The 14054-nt window shown below is 74.2% G+C and carries 15 protein-coding genes; 12 read left to right on the forward strand and 3 right to left on the reverse strand.

Translation table 11 applies throughout. The annotated features are described in order from the left end of the window. Positions 1–201: 201 nt before the first annotated feature. Positions 202–849 (forward strand): response regulator, encoded by a 648-nt coding sequence (locus C8E97_RS04735; protein WP_121001990.1) that lies wholly within the window; start codon positions 202–204, stop codon positions 847–849. Positions 850–993: 144 nt separating this feature from the next. Here the strand turns inward: C8E97_RS04735 and C8E97_RS04740 are convergent, their stop codons facing one another. Both C8E97_RS04740 and bluB read right to left on the reverse strand, forming a co-directional pair. Next, the gene (locus C8E97_RS04740; RefSeq protein ID WP_121001992.1) at positions 994–2487 is read right to left on the reverse strand and encodes a GGDEF domain-containing protein; all 1494 of its coding nucleotides are present in this window, start codon (positions 2485–2487) and stop codon (positions 994–996) included. A gap of 74 nt (positions 2488–2561) precedes the next feature. Further along, entirely contained in the window at positions 2562–3194 is a 633-nt protein-coding gene (gene bluB / locus C8E97_RS04745; protein ID WP_121001994.1) for a 5,6-dimethylbenzimidazole synthase, read from the reverse strand. An 84-nt stretch (positions 3195–3278) separates the two neighbouring features. Here bluB and C8E97_RS04750 point away from each other — a divergent pair, with 84 nt between their 5' ends. Then, entirely contained in the window at positions 3279–3602 is a 324-nt protein-coding gene (locus tag C8E97_RS04750; protein WP_121001996.1) for a hypothetical protein, read from the forward strand. Here C8E97_RS04750 and rpsR read toward each other — a convergent pair. Then, on the reverse strand, positions 3550–3783 hold the full coding sequence (gene rpsR / locus C8E97_RS04755) for a 30S ribosomal protein S18 (protein ID WP_121010781.1): 234 nt from the start codon (positions 3781–3783) through the stop codon (positions 3550–3552). The two genes, C8E97_RS04750 and rpsR, sit on opposite strands and share 53 nt — an antisense overlap. Before the next feature lie 134 nt (positions 3784–3917). On the opposite strand from rpsR, the gene C8E97_RS04760 reads away from it, so the two are divergent. The 10 genes from C8E97_RS04760 to C8E97_RS35160 all read left to right on the forward strand — a co-directional run bounded on the left by C8E97_RS04760 (position 3918) and on the right by C8E97_RS35160 (position 13775). Next, positions 3918–4742 carry a hypothetical protein gene (locus C8E97_RS04760; RefSeq protein ID WP_121001998.1) on the forward strand — a complete coding sequence of 275 codons (825 nt, stop codon included), beginning with the start codon at positions 3918–3920 and terminating at the stop codon, positions 4740–4742. Between the two features lie 187 nt (positions 4743–4929). Beyond that, positions 4930–5259, forward strand: coding sequence for an EthD family reductase (locus C8E97_RS04765; protein ID WP_121002000.1), 330 nt, complete (start codon positions 4930–4932; stop codon positions 5257–5259). After that, positions 5256–6080: a 3-hydroxyacyl-CoA dehydrogenase family protein gene (locus C8E97_RS04770; RefSeq protein WP_121002002.1), complete on the forward strand. Its 825-nt coding sequence runs from the start codon at positions 5256–5258 to the stop codon at positions 6078–6080. The genes C8E97_RS04765 and C8E97_RS04770 overlap by 4 nt, the downstream gene beginning before the upstream one ends. Before the next feature lie 9 nt (positions 6081–6089). After that, positions 6090–7226, forward strand: a complete 1137-nt coding sequence (locus C8E97_RS04775) for a GNAT family N-acetyltransferase (protein ID WP_121002004.1) — start codon at positions 6090–6092, stop codon at positions 7224–7226. A 9-nt stretch (positions 7227–7235) separates the two neighbouring features. Beyond that, positions 7236–7847: a trimeric intracellular cation channel family protein gene (locus C8E97_RS04780; protein ID WP_121002006.1), complete on the forward strand. Its 612-nt coding sequence runs from the start codon at positions 7236–7238 to the stop codon at positions 7845–7847. 75 nt (positions 7848–7922) lie between these two features. Then, positions 7923–8612 (forward strand): response regulator transcription factor, encoded by a 690-nt coding sequence (locus tag C8E97_RS04785; RefSeq protein WP_121002008.1) that lies wholly within the window; start codon positions 7923–7925, stop codon positions 8610–8612. Continuing rightward, the gene (locus C8E97_RS04790; RefSeq protein WP_121002010.1) at positions 8609–10027 is read left to right on the forward strand and encodes a HAMP domain-containing sensor histidine kinase; all 1419 of its coding nucleotides are present in this window, start codon (positions 8609–8611) and stop codon (positions 10025–10027) included. The genes C8E97_RS04785 and C8E97_RS04790 overlap by 4 nt, the downstream gene beginning before the upstream one ends. Positions 10028–10262: 235 nt before the next feature. Further along, on the forward strand, positions 10263–11063 hold the full coding sequence (locus C8E97_RS04795) for a DeoR/GlpR family DNA-binding transcription regulator (protein ID WP_121010784.1): 801 nt from the start codon (positions 10263–10265) through the stop codon (positions 11061–11063). Continuing rightward, positions 11060–12145, forward strand: a complete 1086-nt coding sequence (galT, locus tag C8E97_RS04800; RefSeq protein ID WP_121002012.1) for a galactose-1-phosphate uridylyltransferase — start codon at positions 11060–11062, stop codon at positions 12143–12145. Before C8E97_RS04795 ends, galT begins: the two co-directional genes overlap by 4 nt. Before the next feature lie 256 nt (positions 12146–12401). Then, positions 12402–13775 carry a S1C family serine protease gene (locus tag C8E97_RS35160; protein WP_246018675.1) on the forward strand — a complete coding sequence of 458 codons (1374 nt, stop codon included), beginning with the start codon at positions 12402–12404 and terminating at the stop codon, positions 13773–13775. Positions 13776–14054: the final 279 nt, after the last annotated feature.

The following is a 14054-nucleotide window of genomic DNA, read 5'->3' on the forward strand; positions in this document are numbered from 1 at the left end:
ACGACGAGCCCTGCCCGGTGGACCCCTCCGCGGCGGGATGTCGCGTGATCACCCGAATGGCGTCCGCGACCTCCTGGCAACTGTGAAAAGGCTGTGCCGCAGCGGTTCCGTGGTGAGATAACGGTGAATTAACGTCAGCTTGCGTGTTCGTGCGCGATGCTGGACGGGTACGAACACGAAACGCCAACTCGGGGAGGCGTCGTGATCAAGGTGATGCTGGCCGACGACGAGGACCTCGTCCGGTCCGGCCTTCGCATGATCCTCAGCAGCGCCGACGACATCGAGGTCGTGGCCGAATGCGACGACGGGCACCTGGTGGCCGACCTGGCCCGCCAGCACCGCCCGCACGTCGTGCTGCTGGACATCCGGATGCGGTCCTCGGACGGGCTCATGGCGCTGCGCCGGCTGCGCGCGATCCCCGATCCGCCGCGGATCGCCATGCTGACCACGTTCGACGTGGACGAGTACGTGTCGGAGGCGCTGCGCCTCGGCGCGTCCGGCTTCCTGCTCAAGGACACCGAGCCCGACCAGCTCGTGCGGGCGGTGCGCGACCTGGCCGTCGGCGGCGCGGTGCTCGACCCCGGTGTGGCGGCGCGCGTGCTGGCCGCCGTGGCGGACGGCGAACGCGCCGCGGAACCCGCGCGGCGGCTGCTCGCGTCGCTGTCCGAACGGGAGCGCGAGGTGCTGGTCCTGATCGGACAGGGCATGTCGAACGCCGAGATCGGCGGGACGCTGCACCTGTCGGAGGCCACCGTGAAGGGCTACGTGTCGTCGGTGCTGGGCAAGATCGGCGCGGTCAACCGCGTGCAGGCGGCGCTGGTGGCGTTCCGGGGCGGCCTGATCGCCTGAACCGGGGCGCCGGGCGATACCCGCCCGCCGGGGTTCGTCCGCTTGCCGGGTACCACCCGCCCGCCGGGGACCGCCCGTTCGCCGGAGTCGCCCGCCCGCCGGGAGGACGACCCGCCCGCCGGGCAACCGGCCGACCGCCGGGGATCACCCGCCGCTGAAGATCTCCGGGACGTGCGCCGACCGCTCCACCTCGACGCGGTTGCGGCCGTGCCGCTTGGCCCGGTACAGGGCCATGTCGGCGGCGGCGAACAGCTGGTCGAGCTTGGCCGGCCCCGCCGCCACCCCGATGCTCACGGTCGGTCGGCGGGTGGTGCCCAGCACCATCGTCCAGTCGTGGCCGTCCACCGCCGCCCGGATGCGCTCGGCGACGGTCGGGCCCACGTCGTGCGAGTTGCCGTCGGCGTCGCCGAGCAGGACCACGAACTCGTCGCCCGCCCACCGGGCCACGAGGTCGCCCGCCCGGCACTCGCGGCGCAGCAGCTGGGCGATCTCGCGCAGCGCCGCGTCGCCCGCCGCGTGCCCGGCGTCGTCGTTGACGCCCTTGAACCAGTCGACGTCGACCAGCACCAGCCACGGCACCCGGCCGCGCGCGGCGGTGCTCTCCAGCAGGCCGGCCGCCGCGCGCTCCAGGCCGAGGCGGTTCGCCAGGCCGGTCAGCGGGTCGCGGGCGGCGGCCTCCTGCGCCGCCACGGCCAGGCGCTGGGCCTGCACGGCGACCCGGCGCTGCTCCAGCGCCTGCGCCAGGCCCTCCTGGAGCGTCTCGGTGGCGGTCCGGCCCGCCGCGACCGAGCAGCGCAGCGCGGTCGCCTCGCCGACCGGGTCGTTCATCCGGGCGCAGATGTCGGCCAGGTCCAGGGAGAGCCGCAGCAGCAGCGACGTGTCGTTGATCGCCTCGGCCGAGGCCACCGCGCGGCTCGCCAGGGTGCGCGCCTCGGTCAGCTCGTCCTGCTCGCGGCGCACCACCGCGAGCACCCAGTTCGCGACCGCCTGGGCCCACTTGTCGTCGGCCTTGGCCGCCTGGCGCAGCGTCTCGGTGGCGGCCTCCTCGGCGGCGGCCAGGTCGCCGACGCCCGCCAGCGAGCGGCTGTACGCGCCCAGCAGCGCGCGCCGCATCTGCTCGTCGTGCGCCAGCGCCAAGCCCTCCCGCAGGTGGTCCCTGGCCTCGGCGAAGATGCCGGGCGCGAGTTCCGGCGGTGACGCGATGGCGCGGAGGTTCAGCGTGCCGCCCAGGCCCTGGAGGCAGTGGCCGAGCACCTCGGGGACGTTCGAGCGGCGGGCCACCTGCACGGACAGCCGCAGCATGTCGATCGCGGCGCGGCGGTTGCCGATGCCCTCCAGCAGGTAGGCCAGGGCGTGGATGGCCTGCGCGGCGGCGGGGCTGTCGGCGTGCTCGGCGTCGAGGTCGGTCCAGCCCTCGGCGGCCAGCTCCAGCGCGAGCGGGATGCGGCCCAGCCGCCACGCCAGCTTGGCCCGGTTCACCAGCACCGCCGACCGCACCCACCGGTCCGCGCCGGGTGGCACGCGGCTCACGACCTCGTCGAACAGGGTGTTCGCCTCCGGCAGGCGGCCAGCGTTCAGCAACGCCTTGACCTCAAGGTCCGGTTGGGGCACCGCTGTCAGCGGGTCTGGCTGCTCCACTCGTGCTCGACACTCCATTCCGACTCGGCGGACGGGTACGCGGGCCCGTCCGCCTGCGGCACGGTTTCCACAGGCTACCGGGAGGGACGCCGGGTGTACCGCTCCTCGTGCAGGACTGCCTCCAGGGGAAGCCGGTTGCGCCAGCCGTGGCGCTCCAGGTCGGGCGCGTCGGGCAGGGCGTCGACCGGTCCCACGCACAGCCACGCCACCGGTCGCACGGTCGGCGGGATGTCCAGCAGGCGGCGCAGCGCGTCCTCGCGGTAGAAGCTGACCCAGCCGACGCCCAGGCCCTCGGCGGTGGCCGCGAGCCACAGGTTCTGGATGGCCAGGCACACCGAGTACAGGCCCGCGTCGGCGATGGCGTGCCTGCCCAGCACGGCGGGCGCGCCGCGGTCCGGGTCGTAGGTGACGACCACGCCCAGGGTGGACTCCAGGATGCCCTCGACCTTGATCCGGGCGAACGTCTCGGCGCGCTCGCCGTCGAGGCCGGAGGCGAACACGCTCCGCTCGGCCTGGACGTGGTCGCGGAACGCGCGCCGGGTGTGCTCGTCGCGGACGAGGATGAAGTCCCACGGCTGGGAGAGGCCGACGCTCGGCGCCGCGTGCGCCGCGCCGAGCACCCGGTGCAGCACGTCCTGCGGGATCGGGGCGCCGGTGAACTCACCCCTGGTGTCCCGGCGGCGGTGCAAGACGTCGTAGAAGCTCATTCGGACGATCGTGCCTCACGCGATCCGGTGAACTCCGCGCTTGTGCGGTGGCGTGCGTCTCAACCCGGCGTTGAATGATCCGCCATGTCGAGGGTGGGCGGTGTGCACGGGTCCGCGTTGGGCTTCGCCGGCGGCGTGGGGGTGACGGTGGTCGCGGGCCACTGGCCGCCGTTCGCGCTGGTGCTGTTCACCGCGGTGGTGCTGGCCGTGTCGCTGGTGACGACGCCGCTCGGCGCGGCGCTGACCGCCGTGCAGTGCTGGGGCCTCCACGGCAGCTTCGTGATCGGTTCCGGCGGCCTGCTCGTGCCGGACTGGACCGCGCTGGCGGTGCTGGCGGCGGCGGCCACCGCCTCGCTCACCGGCCTTGCGAGGGGTAGGGCAGCAGCGCCATCTCCCGCGCGTTCTTGATCGCGGTCGCGACCTGCCGCTGCTGCTGGGGCGTCAGGCCGGTCACCCGGCGCGAGCGGATCTTGCCCCGGTCGGAGATGAACTTGCGCAGCAGGTTGACGTCCTTCCAGTCCACAGTGGTCACGCCCTCCTTGCGCAGCAGGTTGACGCGCTTCTTGGGCGTGCGCTCGATCTTCGGCACGGTGTCCTCCTGCCGGCTCGACGTGTGGTCACCGGGTAGCTCACCCTCGCGCGCCCGACCCCGCAACCCGAGGGGTCCTCGCGGCGGCCCCGCCCACCGTTGTGCCACCCGGCCCCGCTGCGCCAGAGTGGTGCGTGGCGATCAAGCGGCGCGCGTCCCGGAAGATCGAGGTGTCCTCCCGCATCCGGCACGTGTGGGAGACCGTCACCACGGCCCTGGCCCTGCTCACCGGGGTCTACCTCATCCTCACCACCATCGAGCCGACTCGGGCGGTGCTGGAGCGCTACGTCGGCAAGCTCGACCAGCAGGGCCTGGTGGCACTGGTCGCGGTGATGCTGGAGGTCGCCACGATCGCGGTCTACCAGCTCGGCCGGGAGGTGCGCTCGCTGCGCGCCGCGGTCGCCACCAGGGCGGGCGAGGAGGTCACGCACACCATCACCGAGGTGCTGTCCGCCGCGCGGTGGGACGGCGTCGGCCGCCGCCGTCGCCGGGTCGAGGTGCTGGGCCTGACGCTGAACACCACGTGGCCGGTGCTGGTCACCTGGCTCACCACCCGCGACCGGCTCGCCGGCTGGCACCTCGTGCTGTACTGCCTGGACCCCGCGTTCGTCGAGCGGTCCGGCGAGCTGCCCGCCGAGTGGGCCGAGGAGGCGCGGCGCAGCCAGGGGCGCGTCCGGGCGTTCCTCGCCGAGGAGGGGGAGGAGCTGCGGCGGCGCGGCGTCACCGTCGAGCTGAAGTCCTACGCGTGCGTGCCGATCGCGCACGGGTTCCGGTTCGGCGACGGCACGGTGTTCCTGTCCTACCTCCAGTGGTCGGACAACGGCCGCATCCGGCCGTTCGAGTTCTACGACCGGATCGCGCCGGACGACACGTCACCGCGCGCCGGGCACTACCGGGACCTCTACGACAGCTGGCTCGCCCGCGCCGAGGCCAAGGTCGTGCAGCCCGCGCGCGGTTGACGCCGGTGGCGCACGCGCGGTGGCCGGGCGCCCGAGCGGCGTGAGGCGGACGGCGTGGTCGGGTACCCGGCGGTGGGCCGACTCGTCGACGTCGCCGAGGCCCCGGCCGTCGCGCAGCAGGATGATCCGCCCCCACCCATCGTGCCGATGTTACAGTCCGGCGGCTGTACCGGACGGAAGGTGTCACATGATCAAGTACATCGCGCTGTACCGGAAACCCGACAACGCCGACGAGTTCGACGACGCCTACTTCTCCTCCCACCTGCCGCTGGTCGCCCGGACGCCCGGCCTGGTCCGCGCGGAGGTGGCCAGGGTGAACCGCGTGTTCGTGCCCGGCTTCCTCGGCGAGCACGAGCCGCACCTGGTGGCCGAGCTGTACTTCGAGACCGCCGCCGCCATGAAGGCCGCCTTCGCCTCACCGCAGTGGCAGGCCGCCGGCGCGAACCTCACCGAGATCGGCGGCCTGGAACTCGTCGCCATCTTCGCGGCGGAGGTCGTGGAGGTCGTGGACGCATGATCGCGGTCGTGATCGGCGGCGGCACGATGGGCGCGGGCATCGCGCACGTGCTGCTCGCCGGCGGGCACGAGGTGGTGCTCGCGGAGTCCGGCGCGGAACGGGTCGCCGCCGCGCGCGCGGCCGTCGCGAGGTCGCTGGCCACCGCCGCCGAGCGGGGCAAGCTGGACCGCGCCGCCGACGAGCTGCTGGCGAACCTGACCGTGGTGGAGCGGCTGGCCGACGTGCCCGCCGAGCTGGTCGTCGAGGCCGTGCCGGAGGACGCGGCCCTCAAGCGCCGGGTGCTCGCCACCGCCGCCCGCGCGTGCCCGGACGCCGTGCTGGCGTCCAACACGTCGTCGCTGTCCATCGCGGACCTCGCCCGCGACCTGCCCGGCGAACGCGTCCTGGGCATGCACTTCTTCAACCCCGTGCCGGTGCAGCGGCTCGTCGAGCTGGTCCACCACGACGGCCTGTCGCCCGCCGTGCTCGCCAAGGCGCGGGAGTGGGCCGAGCAGCTCGGCAAGACCGTGATCGAGGTGCGGGACTCGCCCGGCTTCGCCACCTCGCGGCTGGGCGTCGCGGTCGGCCTGGAGGCGATCCGGGTGCTGGAGGAGGGCGTCGCCACCGCCGACGACGTCGACACCGGGATGCGGCTCGGCTACGGCTGGCCGATGGGCCCGCTGCGGCTGACCGACCTGGTCGGCCTCGACGTGCGGCTGGCCATCGCCGAGCACCTGGCCGCCGAGCTGGGCCCGCGGTTCGAGCCGCCGCGGCTGCTGCGGGACAAGGTGGCGCGCGGCGAGCTGGGCCGCAAGAGCGGGCAGGGCTTCTTCACCTGGTAAGCAGGAAGCGTGTTGATCAGGGAACTGACGAGCGCCGACGCCGACCACGTCCGCAGGCTGCGCAAGGTGGCCTTCGGCTCCACCTCCGAGGACGACCCGGTGCGACCGGGCAAGCGTGGCCTCGTCGCGGAGCTGGACGGGCGGCCCGCGGCGGTGCTGACGATCCACGAGTTCCACCAGTTCTTCGGCGGCGCGCCGGTGCCGATGGGCGGCATCGGCGGCGTCGTGGTCGACCCGTACGCGCGGGGGCGCGGCCTGGCCGGCGCGCTGCTCGACCGCGCGCTGGGCGACCTGCGCGACCACGGGCAGCCGCTGTCGGTGCTGTACGCGACGGTGCCCTCGCTGTACCGCTCGCGCGGCTGGGAGTTCGCCGGGGTGCTGGAGTGGCTGGACCTCCTGATCGACCGGCTGCCCGGCGGCGGTGAGCGGGCGCTCGCCCGACCGGCCGGCGAGGGCGACCTGGCCGCGCTGCACGCGTGCTACGTCGACCTGGCCTCCACCGTCGACGGGATGCTGGACCGCGCCGCGCCCGCGATCGACCCGGCCGACGTGCTGAAGTGGGACGTCGTCTCCGTGGTGCCCGGCCACGACGGCGAGGTGCGCGGCTACCTCTCCGCCGAGCGCCACGCCGAGGGGCTGCGGGTGCACGACCTGGTCGGGCGGGACGCGGCGACCCAGCTGGGGCTGCTGCGCGAGCTGACGAGCTGGTCGGGCCACCTGGAGCGGGTGTCGGTGCGGGTGACCGACCCGGCGGTGACCGGGCTGCTCACCAACCAGGGGATCCGGCACACCGTGCAGACGTCGGCGTGGCAGCTTCGGGTGGTCGACCTGCCGGCGGCGGTCGCGGCGCGCGGGTGGCCCGCGGCGGGGGCGCTCAAGCCGGCGGCGGTGGACCTGGACGTGGTGGACGAGCACGCGCCGTGGCACGCGGGCAGGCGGCGGCTGGTCGTGGAGGACGGCCGGGTGCGGGTCGAGCCCGGCGGCAGCGGCGCGGTGCGGTTGCACGCGCGGGCGCTCGGGCCGTGGTTCAGCGGGTGGCAGAACAGCCACGCGCTGCGCCGCGCCGGGCTGCTGGACGGCGACGCGGCGCTGCTGGACCGGCTGGTCGGCGCGCCCGGCGTGCCCCGGTTGGCGAACTTCTTCTAACCTCCCCCGGTGCTCATCGCGCTGGAGCTGATCGGGATCGCCGCGTTCGCCGCTTCGGGCGCGGTGGCGGCGGTGCGCGCCCGGCTGGACGTGTTCGGCGTGATCGTGCTGGCCCTGACCACGGCGCTGGGCGGCGGGCTCATCCGGGACATCCTGCTCGGCGTGCGCCCGCCGACGGCCCTGGTGACGTGGCCGTACCTCGCGGTGGCCGGCGGCACCGGCCTGGTCGTGTTCTGGTTCCACCCGACGGTGGAGAAGCTGCGCCGCTCCGTGCTGCTGCTCGACGCCGTCGGGCTGGGCCTGTTCGTCACGGCGGGCACGTCCACGGCGCTGGGCCTGGGCGCGCCGCCGTACGCCGCGTGCCTGGTCGGCATGACCACGGGCATCGGCGGTGGCGCGCTGCGGGACGTGCTGCTGCGGGAGATCCCGCTGGTGCTGCGCCGCGAGATCTACGCCGTGGCGGCGCTCGGCGGCGCGGTGCTCGTCGCGGTGGGCCACTGGCTGCGGCTGCCCGCCGCGCCGGTGACGATCACCGCGTCCGTGCTGATCGTGGCGGTGCGCGTGCTGGCGCTGTGGCGCAAGTGGAACGCGCCCGTCGCGCGGCGGCTCGACGGCGCGTGACGGGCGCGCGGCTTGACGGGAAGCTCACACCACCTTCTCAGGCGGCTCTCAGGACCAGGGGCGAGACTGACCACCATGCGCATCCTCGTTGTCGACGACGACCGGGCCGTGCGTGAGTCGCTACGCCGCTCACTGCAGTTCAACGGCTACCAGGTGGACCTGGCCGGTGACGGCCGCCAGGCCCTCGAATCGGTCGTGTCCCAGCGCCCGGATGCGATGGTCCTGGACGTCATGATGCCCCGCCTGGACGGGTTGGAGGTGTGCCGCCGGCTGCGCAGCACCGGCGACGACCTGCCGATCCTCGTGCTCACCGCGCGCGACGCGGTGTCCGACCGGGTCTCCGGGCTCGACGCGGGCGCCGACGACTACCTGCCCAAGCCGTTCGCGCTGGAGGAGCTGCTGGCCAGGCTGCGCGCGCTGCTGCGCCGGGCCGCCTCGGACGCCGGTGAGCCCGCCGGCGCGGTGCTGCGGTTCGCCGACCTGGAGCTCGACCCCGGCACGCGGGACGTGCGGCGCGGCGACCGGCCGATCAGCCTCACCCGGACCGAGTTCGCGCTGCTGGAGCTGTTCCTCGCGCACCCCAAGCAGGTGCTCACCCGCGGTCGCATCCTGGAGGACGTCTGGGGCTACGACTTCCCGACCTCCGGCAACGCGCTGGAGGTGTACGTGGGCTACCTGCGCCGCAAGACGGAGGCCGAGGGCGAGCCGCGCCTGCTGCACACGGTGCGCGGCGTCGGGTACGTGCTGCGGGAGACGCCTCCGTGATCCCCACCGCCAACGGGCGGTTCCAGCGGGTCTCGCTGCGGGCGCGGGTCACCCTCCTGGCGGCGTTCTGCGTGGCCGGCGTGGTGGGCGTCGTGTCGCTGGGCGCGTACATGACCGTCAGCGACAACCTGGACGAGCAGCTCGACGTCAGCCTGAAGCAGCGCGCCAGCGCCGCGGTCAACGGGCCGCGGGTCAACACCGACGTCACGGAGATCCCCGGCGCGTTCCTGGCCGCGGGCGACGTGCGGATCGGCCTGCTCAGCGTGGACCGCCAGATGCTCTACCCGAAGGGCACGGTCGCGCCGCCGTGGGGCGCGGGCGACCTGGAGGTGGCGCAGGGCGTCAAGCTGGAGAACCTGTGGGACGACCGCCGCAGCGGGTTCCGCGTGATCTCCGTGCCCTACGAGGACGGCCGGGCGATGGTGATCGCCCAGTCGATGGGCCCGCTCAACACGACCCTGGGCAAGCTGTCGGTGGTGCTGTTCGTGATCAGCGGCCTCGGCGTGCTGGTGGCCGCGGCGGCGGGCACGGCGGTGGCGCGGACCGGCCTGCGCCCCGTGCAGCGGCTGACCGAGGCGACCGAGCGCGTGACCATGACGGGCGACCTGCGGCCGATACCCGTGACCGGCGACGACGAGCTGGCCCGGTTGACCCAGCGGTTCAACGCGATGCTGGCCGCGGTCGCCGACTCGCAGGAGCGGCAGCGGCGGCTGGTGGCCGACGCGGGCCACGAGCTGCGCACGCCGCTGACGTCCATGCGCACGAACCTGGAGCTGCTGCTGGCCTCGGAGCGGCCGGACGCGCCGACGCTGTCCGACGAGGACAAGGCCGAGATCAACGCCGACGTGCGGGCGCAGCTGGACGAGCTGACCACCTTGATCGGTGACCTGGTCGAGCTGGCCCGCGAGGACGCGCCGCAGGTCGTGCACGAGCCGGTCGACCTGGTCGAGGTGGTCGAGCGGGCGCTGGACCGGGCGCGGCGGCGGGCGCCGGGCGACGTGCGGTTCGACGTGCGGTTGCAGCCGTGGTCGCTGCTGGGCGATTCCAGCGCGCTGGAGCGCGCCGTGCTGAACCTGCTGGACAACGCGGTGAAGTTCAGCCCGCCGGACGGGGTGGTGCGGCTGGAGCTGCGCCAGGTCGGCGACGGGAGCGTGGCGCTGGAGGTGGCGGACGCGGGGCCGGGCATCGCGGACGACGACCTGCCCCACGTGTTCGAGCGCTTCTACCGCTCGTCGGAGGCCCGCACGCTGCCCGGTTCCGGGCTCGGGCTGGCGATCGTGAAGCAGGCCGCGGAGCGGCACGGCGGCGCGGCCTACGCGGGACGCGCGCCGGAGGGCGGCGCGCTGTTCACCCTCCGGCTGCCCGGACGGCCCTGGCTCGCGGGTGACGGGGCGGGCCATCGCCCGGCCGAGTGACACCCGATCGAACAGGAAAGTCAACAAACTTCGCACATGTGGTGTGTGGCACATCGAGTCGTGTGGCCGAGCGGTCTGGCACCGTGGCCGGCGTAGTACCTTTCACCTGCTACTGCGCTGAGTGGTGAGGCGCTGTCGGGAAACGACCCGAACGATCGGTTTTGTTTGCTTGTGTTGACGTTGGCCGATCGGTCGGCCACGCTGGCGGACGTCCACGACGGGAGGGGTGCGGCGGGTGCTGGCGCGGCAGCGGCAAGCGGTGATCCTGGAAGAGGTCCGGCGCACGGGTGCGGTGCGGGTCAGCGACCTGGTGGTGCGGCTGGGCGTCTCGGACATGACCGTGCGCCGCGACCTGGACGTGCTGGCGGCGCGCGGGCTGGTGGAGAAGGTCTACGGCGGCGCGACGTCCGTGGTCGGCCGCAGCACCGACGAACCGGGGTTCGAGGCCAAGTCCGTCCGGCAGCTCCCGGAGAAGGAGGCCATCGCGGCGAGCGCCGCCGGGCTCGTCCGGCCGGGCACCGCGATCGGGCTGTCCGCGGGCACCACCACGTGGACGCTGGCCCGGTTCCTCGACGACGTGCCGGACCTGACCGTCGTCACCAACTCCACCCGGGTCGCCGACGTGCTCCAGCAGGGCGGTCGCACGGACCGGACCGTCGTGCTGACCGGCGGGGTCCGCACGCCGTCGGACGCGCTGGTCGGCCCGGTGGCGGTGCAGGCGCTCCGGACGCTGCACCTCGACGTGGTGTTCCTGGGCGTGCACGGCATGGCCGAGCGCTCCGGGTTCACCACGCCCAACCTGGACGAGAGCCAGACCGACCGGGCCCTGGTCGACGCGGCCGGCCGGGTCGTCGTGGTCGCCGACCACACCAAGTGGGGCACCGTCGGCATCTCGACCATCGCGGGCCTCGACGAGGCGGACGTGCTGGTGACCGACGAGGGCCTGCCCGAACCGGCGCGCGCCGCGCTCGCCGAGCAGGTCGGGGAACTGGTCCTGGCGCGGGTGCCGGGACGGGGAGAGGAAGAGACGGCGTGAGGCGCACGGCGGGCCGGCTGGCCGACGGCCGCGAGATCATCTACTTCGACGACACGCCGGGCGCGCCGCCGCGGACCGCGGTGGACACCAGGGACCTGCCGCGGTCGCGGCCCCTGTCCGAGGTGCGGCGCGACCCGCTGACCGGTGAGTGGGTGGCGATGGCCGCCCACCGGCAGACCCGGACCTACAAGCCGCCGGCGGACCTGTGCCCGCTGTGCCCGTCCGCGCCGGGCAGGCCGACCGAGGTGCCCGAGCCGGACTACGACGTGGTGGTGTTCGAGAACCGGTTCCCGTCGTTCGCGCCGGACGTGCCCGCGCTGCCGTCCACCGTGGACGGGATGCCGATGGTGGCGCGGGCGGCCGGGCTCGGTCGGTGCGAGGTCGTGTGCTTCACCGCCGACCACACCACGTCGTTCGGGTCGCTGCCGCCGTCCCGCGTGCGGACCGTCGTGGACGTGTGGGCGGACCGCACCGCGGCGCTGGGCGAGGTGCCGGGCGTGGTGCAGGTGTTCCCGTTCGAGAACCGGGGCGAGGAGATCGGCGTCACCCTGCACCACCCGCACGGGCAGGTCTACGGCTACCCGTTCGTGACGCCGAGGACCGAGCGGGTGCTGGCGGTGGCGGCCGAGTACCGGGCCGAGCACGGCCGCCCCCTGATGGGTGACGTGCTGGCCGCCGAACGGGCCGCCGGCACGCGCGTCGTCGGCACGTCGGAGCACTGGACGGCGTTCGTGCCCGCCGCCGCGCGCTGGCCGGTCGAGGTGCACGTCGTGCCGCACCGCCAGGTCCCGGACCTGCCCGCGCTGACCGACGCCGAACGGGACGACTTCGCGCACCTGTACCTGGAGGTGCTGCACCGGCTGGACGCGCTCTACCGGCGTCCCCTGCCCTACATCGCGGCGTGGCACCAGGCGCCCGTGCGCACCGGGCGGGACCTGGCGTGGCTGCACCTGGAGGTGTTCTCCGTGCTGCGCAGCGCCGACAAGCTCAAGTACCTCGCGGGTTCCGAGTCCGGCATGGGCGTGTGGATCAACGACTCCACGCCCGAGCAGGTCGCGGAGCGGTTGCGCGCCGCGTCGTGAACTCACAACTGATGCCCAGGTCCGTTTAAGGCTTCTCTCAGGCGCGCACCCCAGAGTGGTGGACATGACCGAGAACGAGCCGCAACCGCAGCCGCAGCAGCCGCCGTCGAGCCCGTGGGCACGAGGTGGCGCCGGTCATGGGAACGCCGGCTACCAGCAGCAGGGTGCTGGACAGCCGGAGTCCGGCGCGCACGGGGCTGTGCAGGGCAGCCCCGCACCGCCGGAGGGTGCGCAGGGCGTTTCGCGGGGAGACGCCGTGGCACCGAACACGGGCGCCGTGGACGCTCCGCAGGGGAGCGCCCCGGCGTCGGCCGCCGGTGTGGCGAGCGCTCGGCAGGGGAGCGCCGCGTCATCGGACCTCGACGCCCCGGGTGCTGCGCAGGGCAGCCCCGCGGCGTCGGAAACCGGCTCGGCGGGCGCCTGGCGACCAGGCGCCGCGACGTCGGAACCCGGCTGGCCCGGTGGCCGGCCGGACCTCCCCGGCGGGTCCGGCGCTCAGGGGCCGGACCAGCCGGGGCCCTACTACTTCGCACCGCCCGGACCGGCCGGCGGCGCACCGCGCAACCGGGGCCGCGGGAAGGTCGTCGCCGGGGTCACCGCGCTCGTGCTCGCCGTCGGCGGTGTCGCGGGCGGTGTCGGCGGCTACCTCGGTTACCAGGCGGCCGAGCAGGCCAAACCGGTCACCAACGCGTTGAACGCGCCGCCGCCCGCCCAGCAGACCGGCAACGCGCCGGCGGAGGGCTCCACCGAGCAGGTGGCCCAGAAGGTGCTGCCCACGGTGGTCCAGGTGCAGGTCAACGGCGGTGCCGGCTCCGGGTTCGTGCTCAGCTCGGACGGGCTCGTGCTGACGAACAACCACGTGGTGGAGTCCGCCGCGAACGGTGGTCCGATCAAGGTCCAGTTCCAGGACGGCAAGTCGGCGAGCGCGAGGATCGTCGGTCGCGACCCGTCGTCCGACCTGGCCGTGGTCAAGGCGGACGGCGTGTCCGGCCTGCCCACCGCCGAGCTGGGCAACTCCGGCGACCTGCGGATCGGCCAGCAGGTGGTGGCCGTGGGTTCGCCGTTCGACCTGAACGGCACCGTGACGTCGGGCATCGTCAGCTCGCTCAACCGCCCCGTGCGGGCTGGGGACGACGGCACCCAGGCGACCGTGCTCAACGCCATCCAGACCGACGCGGCGATCAACCCCGGCAACTCCGGCGGGCCGCTGGTGAACATGCGCGGCCAGGTCGTCGGCATCAACTCGGCCATCTACAGCCCCAACCGGACGCAGTCGTCGCAGGGCGGTTCGGTGGGCATCGGGTTCGCCATCCCCGTCGACCAGGCGCGGCGCACGGCCAAGGAGCTGAGCGAGACCGGCAAGGCGACGCAGACCGTGCTCGGCGTCCAGGTGACGGACGGGACGGACGGCGGCGCGCGGGTCCGCGAGGTGACGCCAGGTGGCGCGGCCGAGCAGGCCGGGCTCAGGGCGGGCGACCTGATCACGAAGTTCGGCGACCGGGTGATCGACAGCTCGGACGCGCTCGTGGCGGCGGTCCGGTCGCGTGCGCCGGGCGAGACGGTGCAGCTCACCGTGGGTGGGCGTGCGGTCGACGTGAAGCTGGGCAGCCAGCCCGTCGAGTTGAGGTGACCCCTCCGTGAGACTCCGGCTCGGCGCCCCGAGCCGGCGATGAGGCCGCATCCCGGCAGGCCGCCCCTCACCTGCCGGTGTGCGGCCCCACCACGTTCCGACATCGCCCGGTGCCGCTCACGACGGCTGCGCCCGTGCCGATCGGCTCGGTCGATCGGCGTGCGCGGCGGCGGGTATGCGCGTTGGTCGGCTCGGTCGGTCGACGTGCCTCGCGTCGGCCGGTTCGGCTGGCCTCGTGGGCGACGCGGTGATCGTCGTCGGCTCGATGGTCGCGGCCGT

Source organism: Saccharothrix australiensis (assembly GCF_003634935.1).
Classification (GTDB): domain Bacteria; phylum Actinomycetota; class Actinomycetes; order Mycobacteriales; family Pseudonocardiaceae; genus Actinosynnema; species Actinosynnema australiense.

Bases quoted from the DNA above. Each gene is read 5' to 3' on its own strand.
- C8E97_RS04770 (WP_121002002.1), top strand. From the start codon at position 5,256: ATGATCGCGGTCGTGATCGGCGGCGGCACGATGGGCGCGGGCATCGCG.
- C8E97_RS04785 (WP_121002008.1), top strand. From the start codon at position 7,923: ATGCGCATCCTCGTTGTCGACGACGACCGGGCCGTGCGTGAGTCGCTA.
- C8E97_RS04765 (WP_121002000.1), top strand. From the start codon at position 4,930: ATGATCAAGTACATCGCGCTGTACCGGAAACCCGACAACGCCGACGAG.
- bluB (WP_121001994.1), bottom strand. From the start codon at position 3,194: ATGAGCTTCTACGACGTCTTGCACCGCCGCCGGGACACCAGGGGTGAG.
- C8E97_RS04750 (WP_121001996.1), top strand. From the start codon at position 3,279: ATGTCGAGGGTGGGCGGTGTGCACGGGTCCGCGTTGGGCTTCGCCGGC.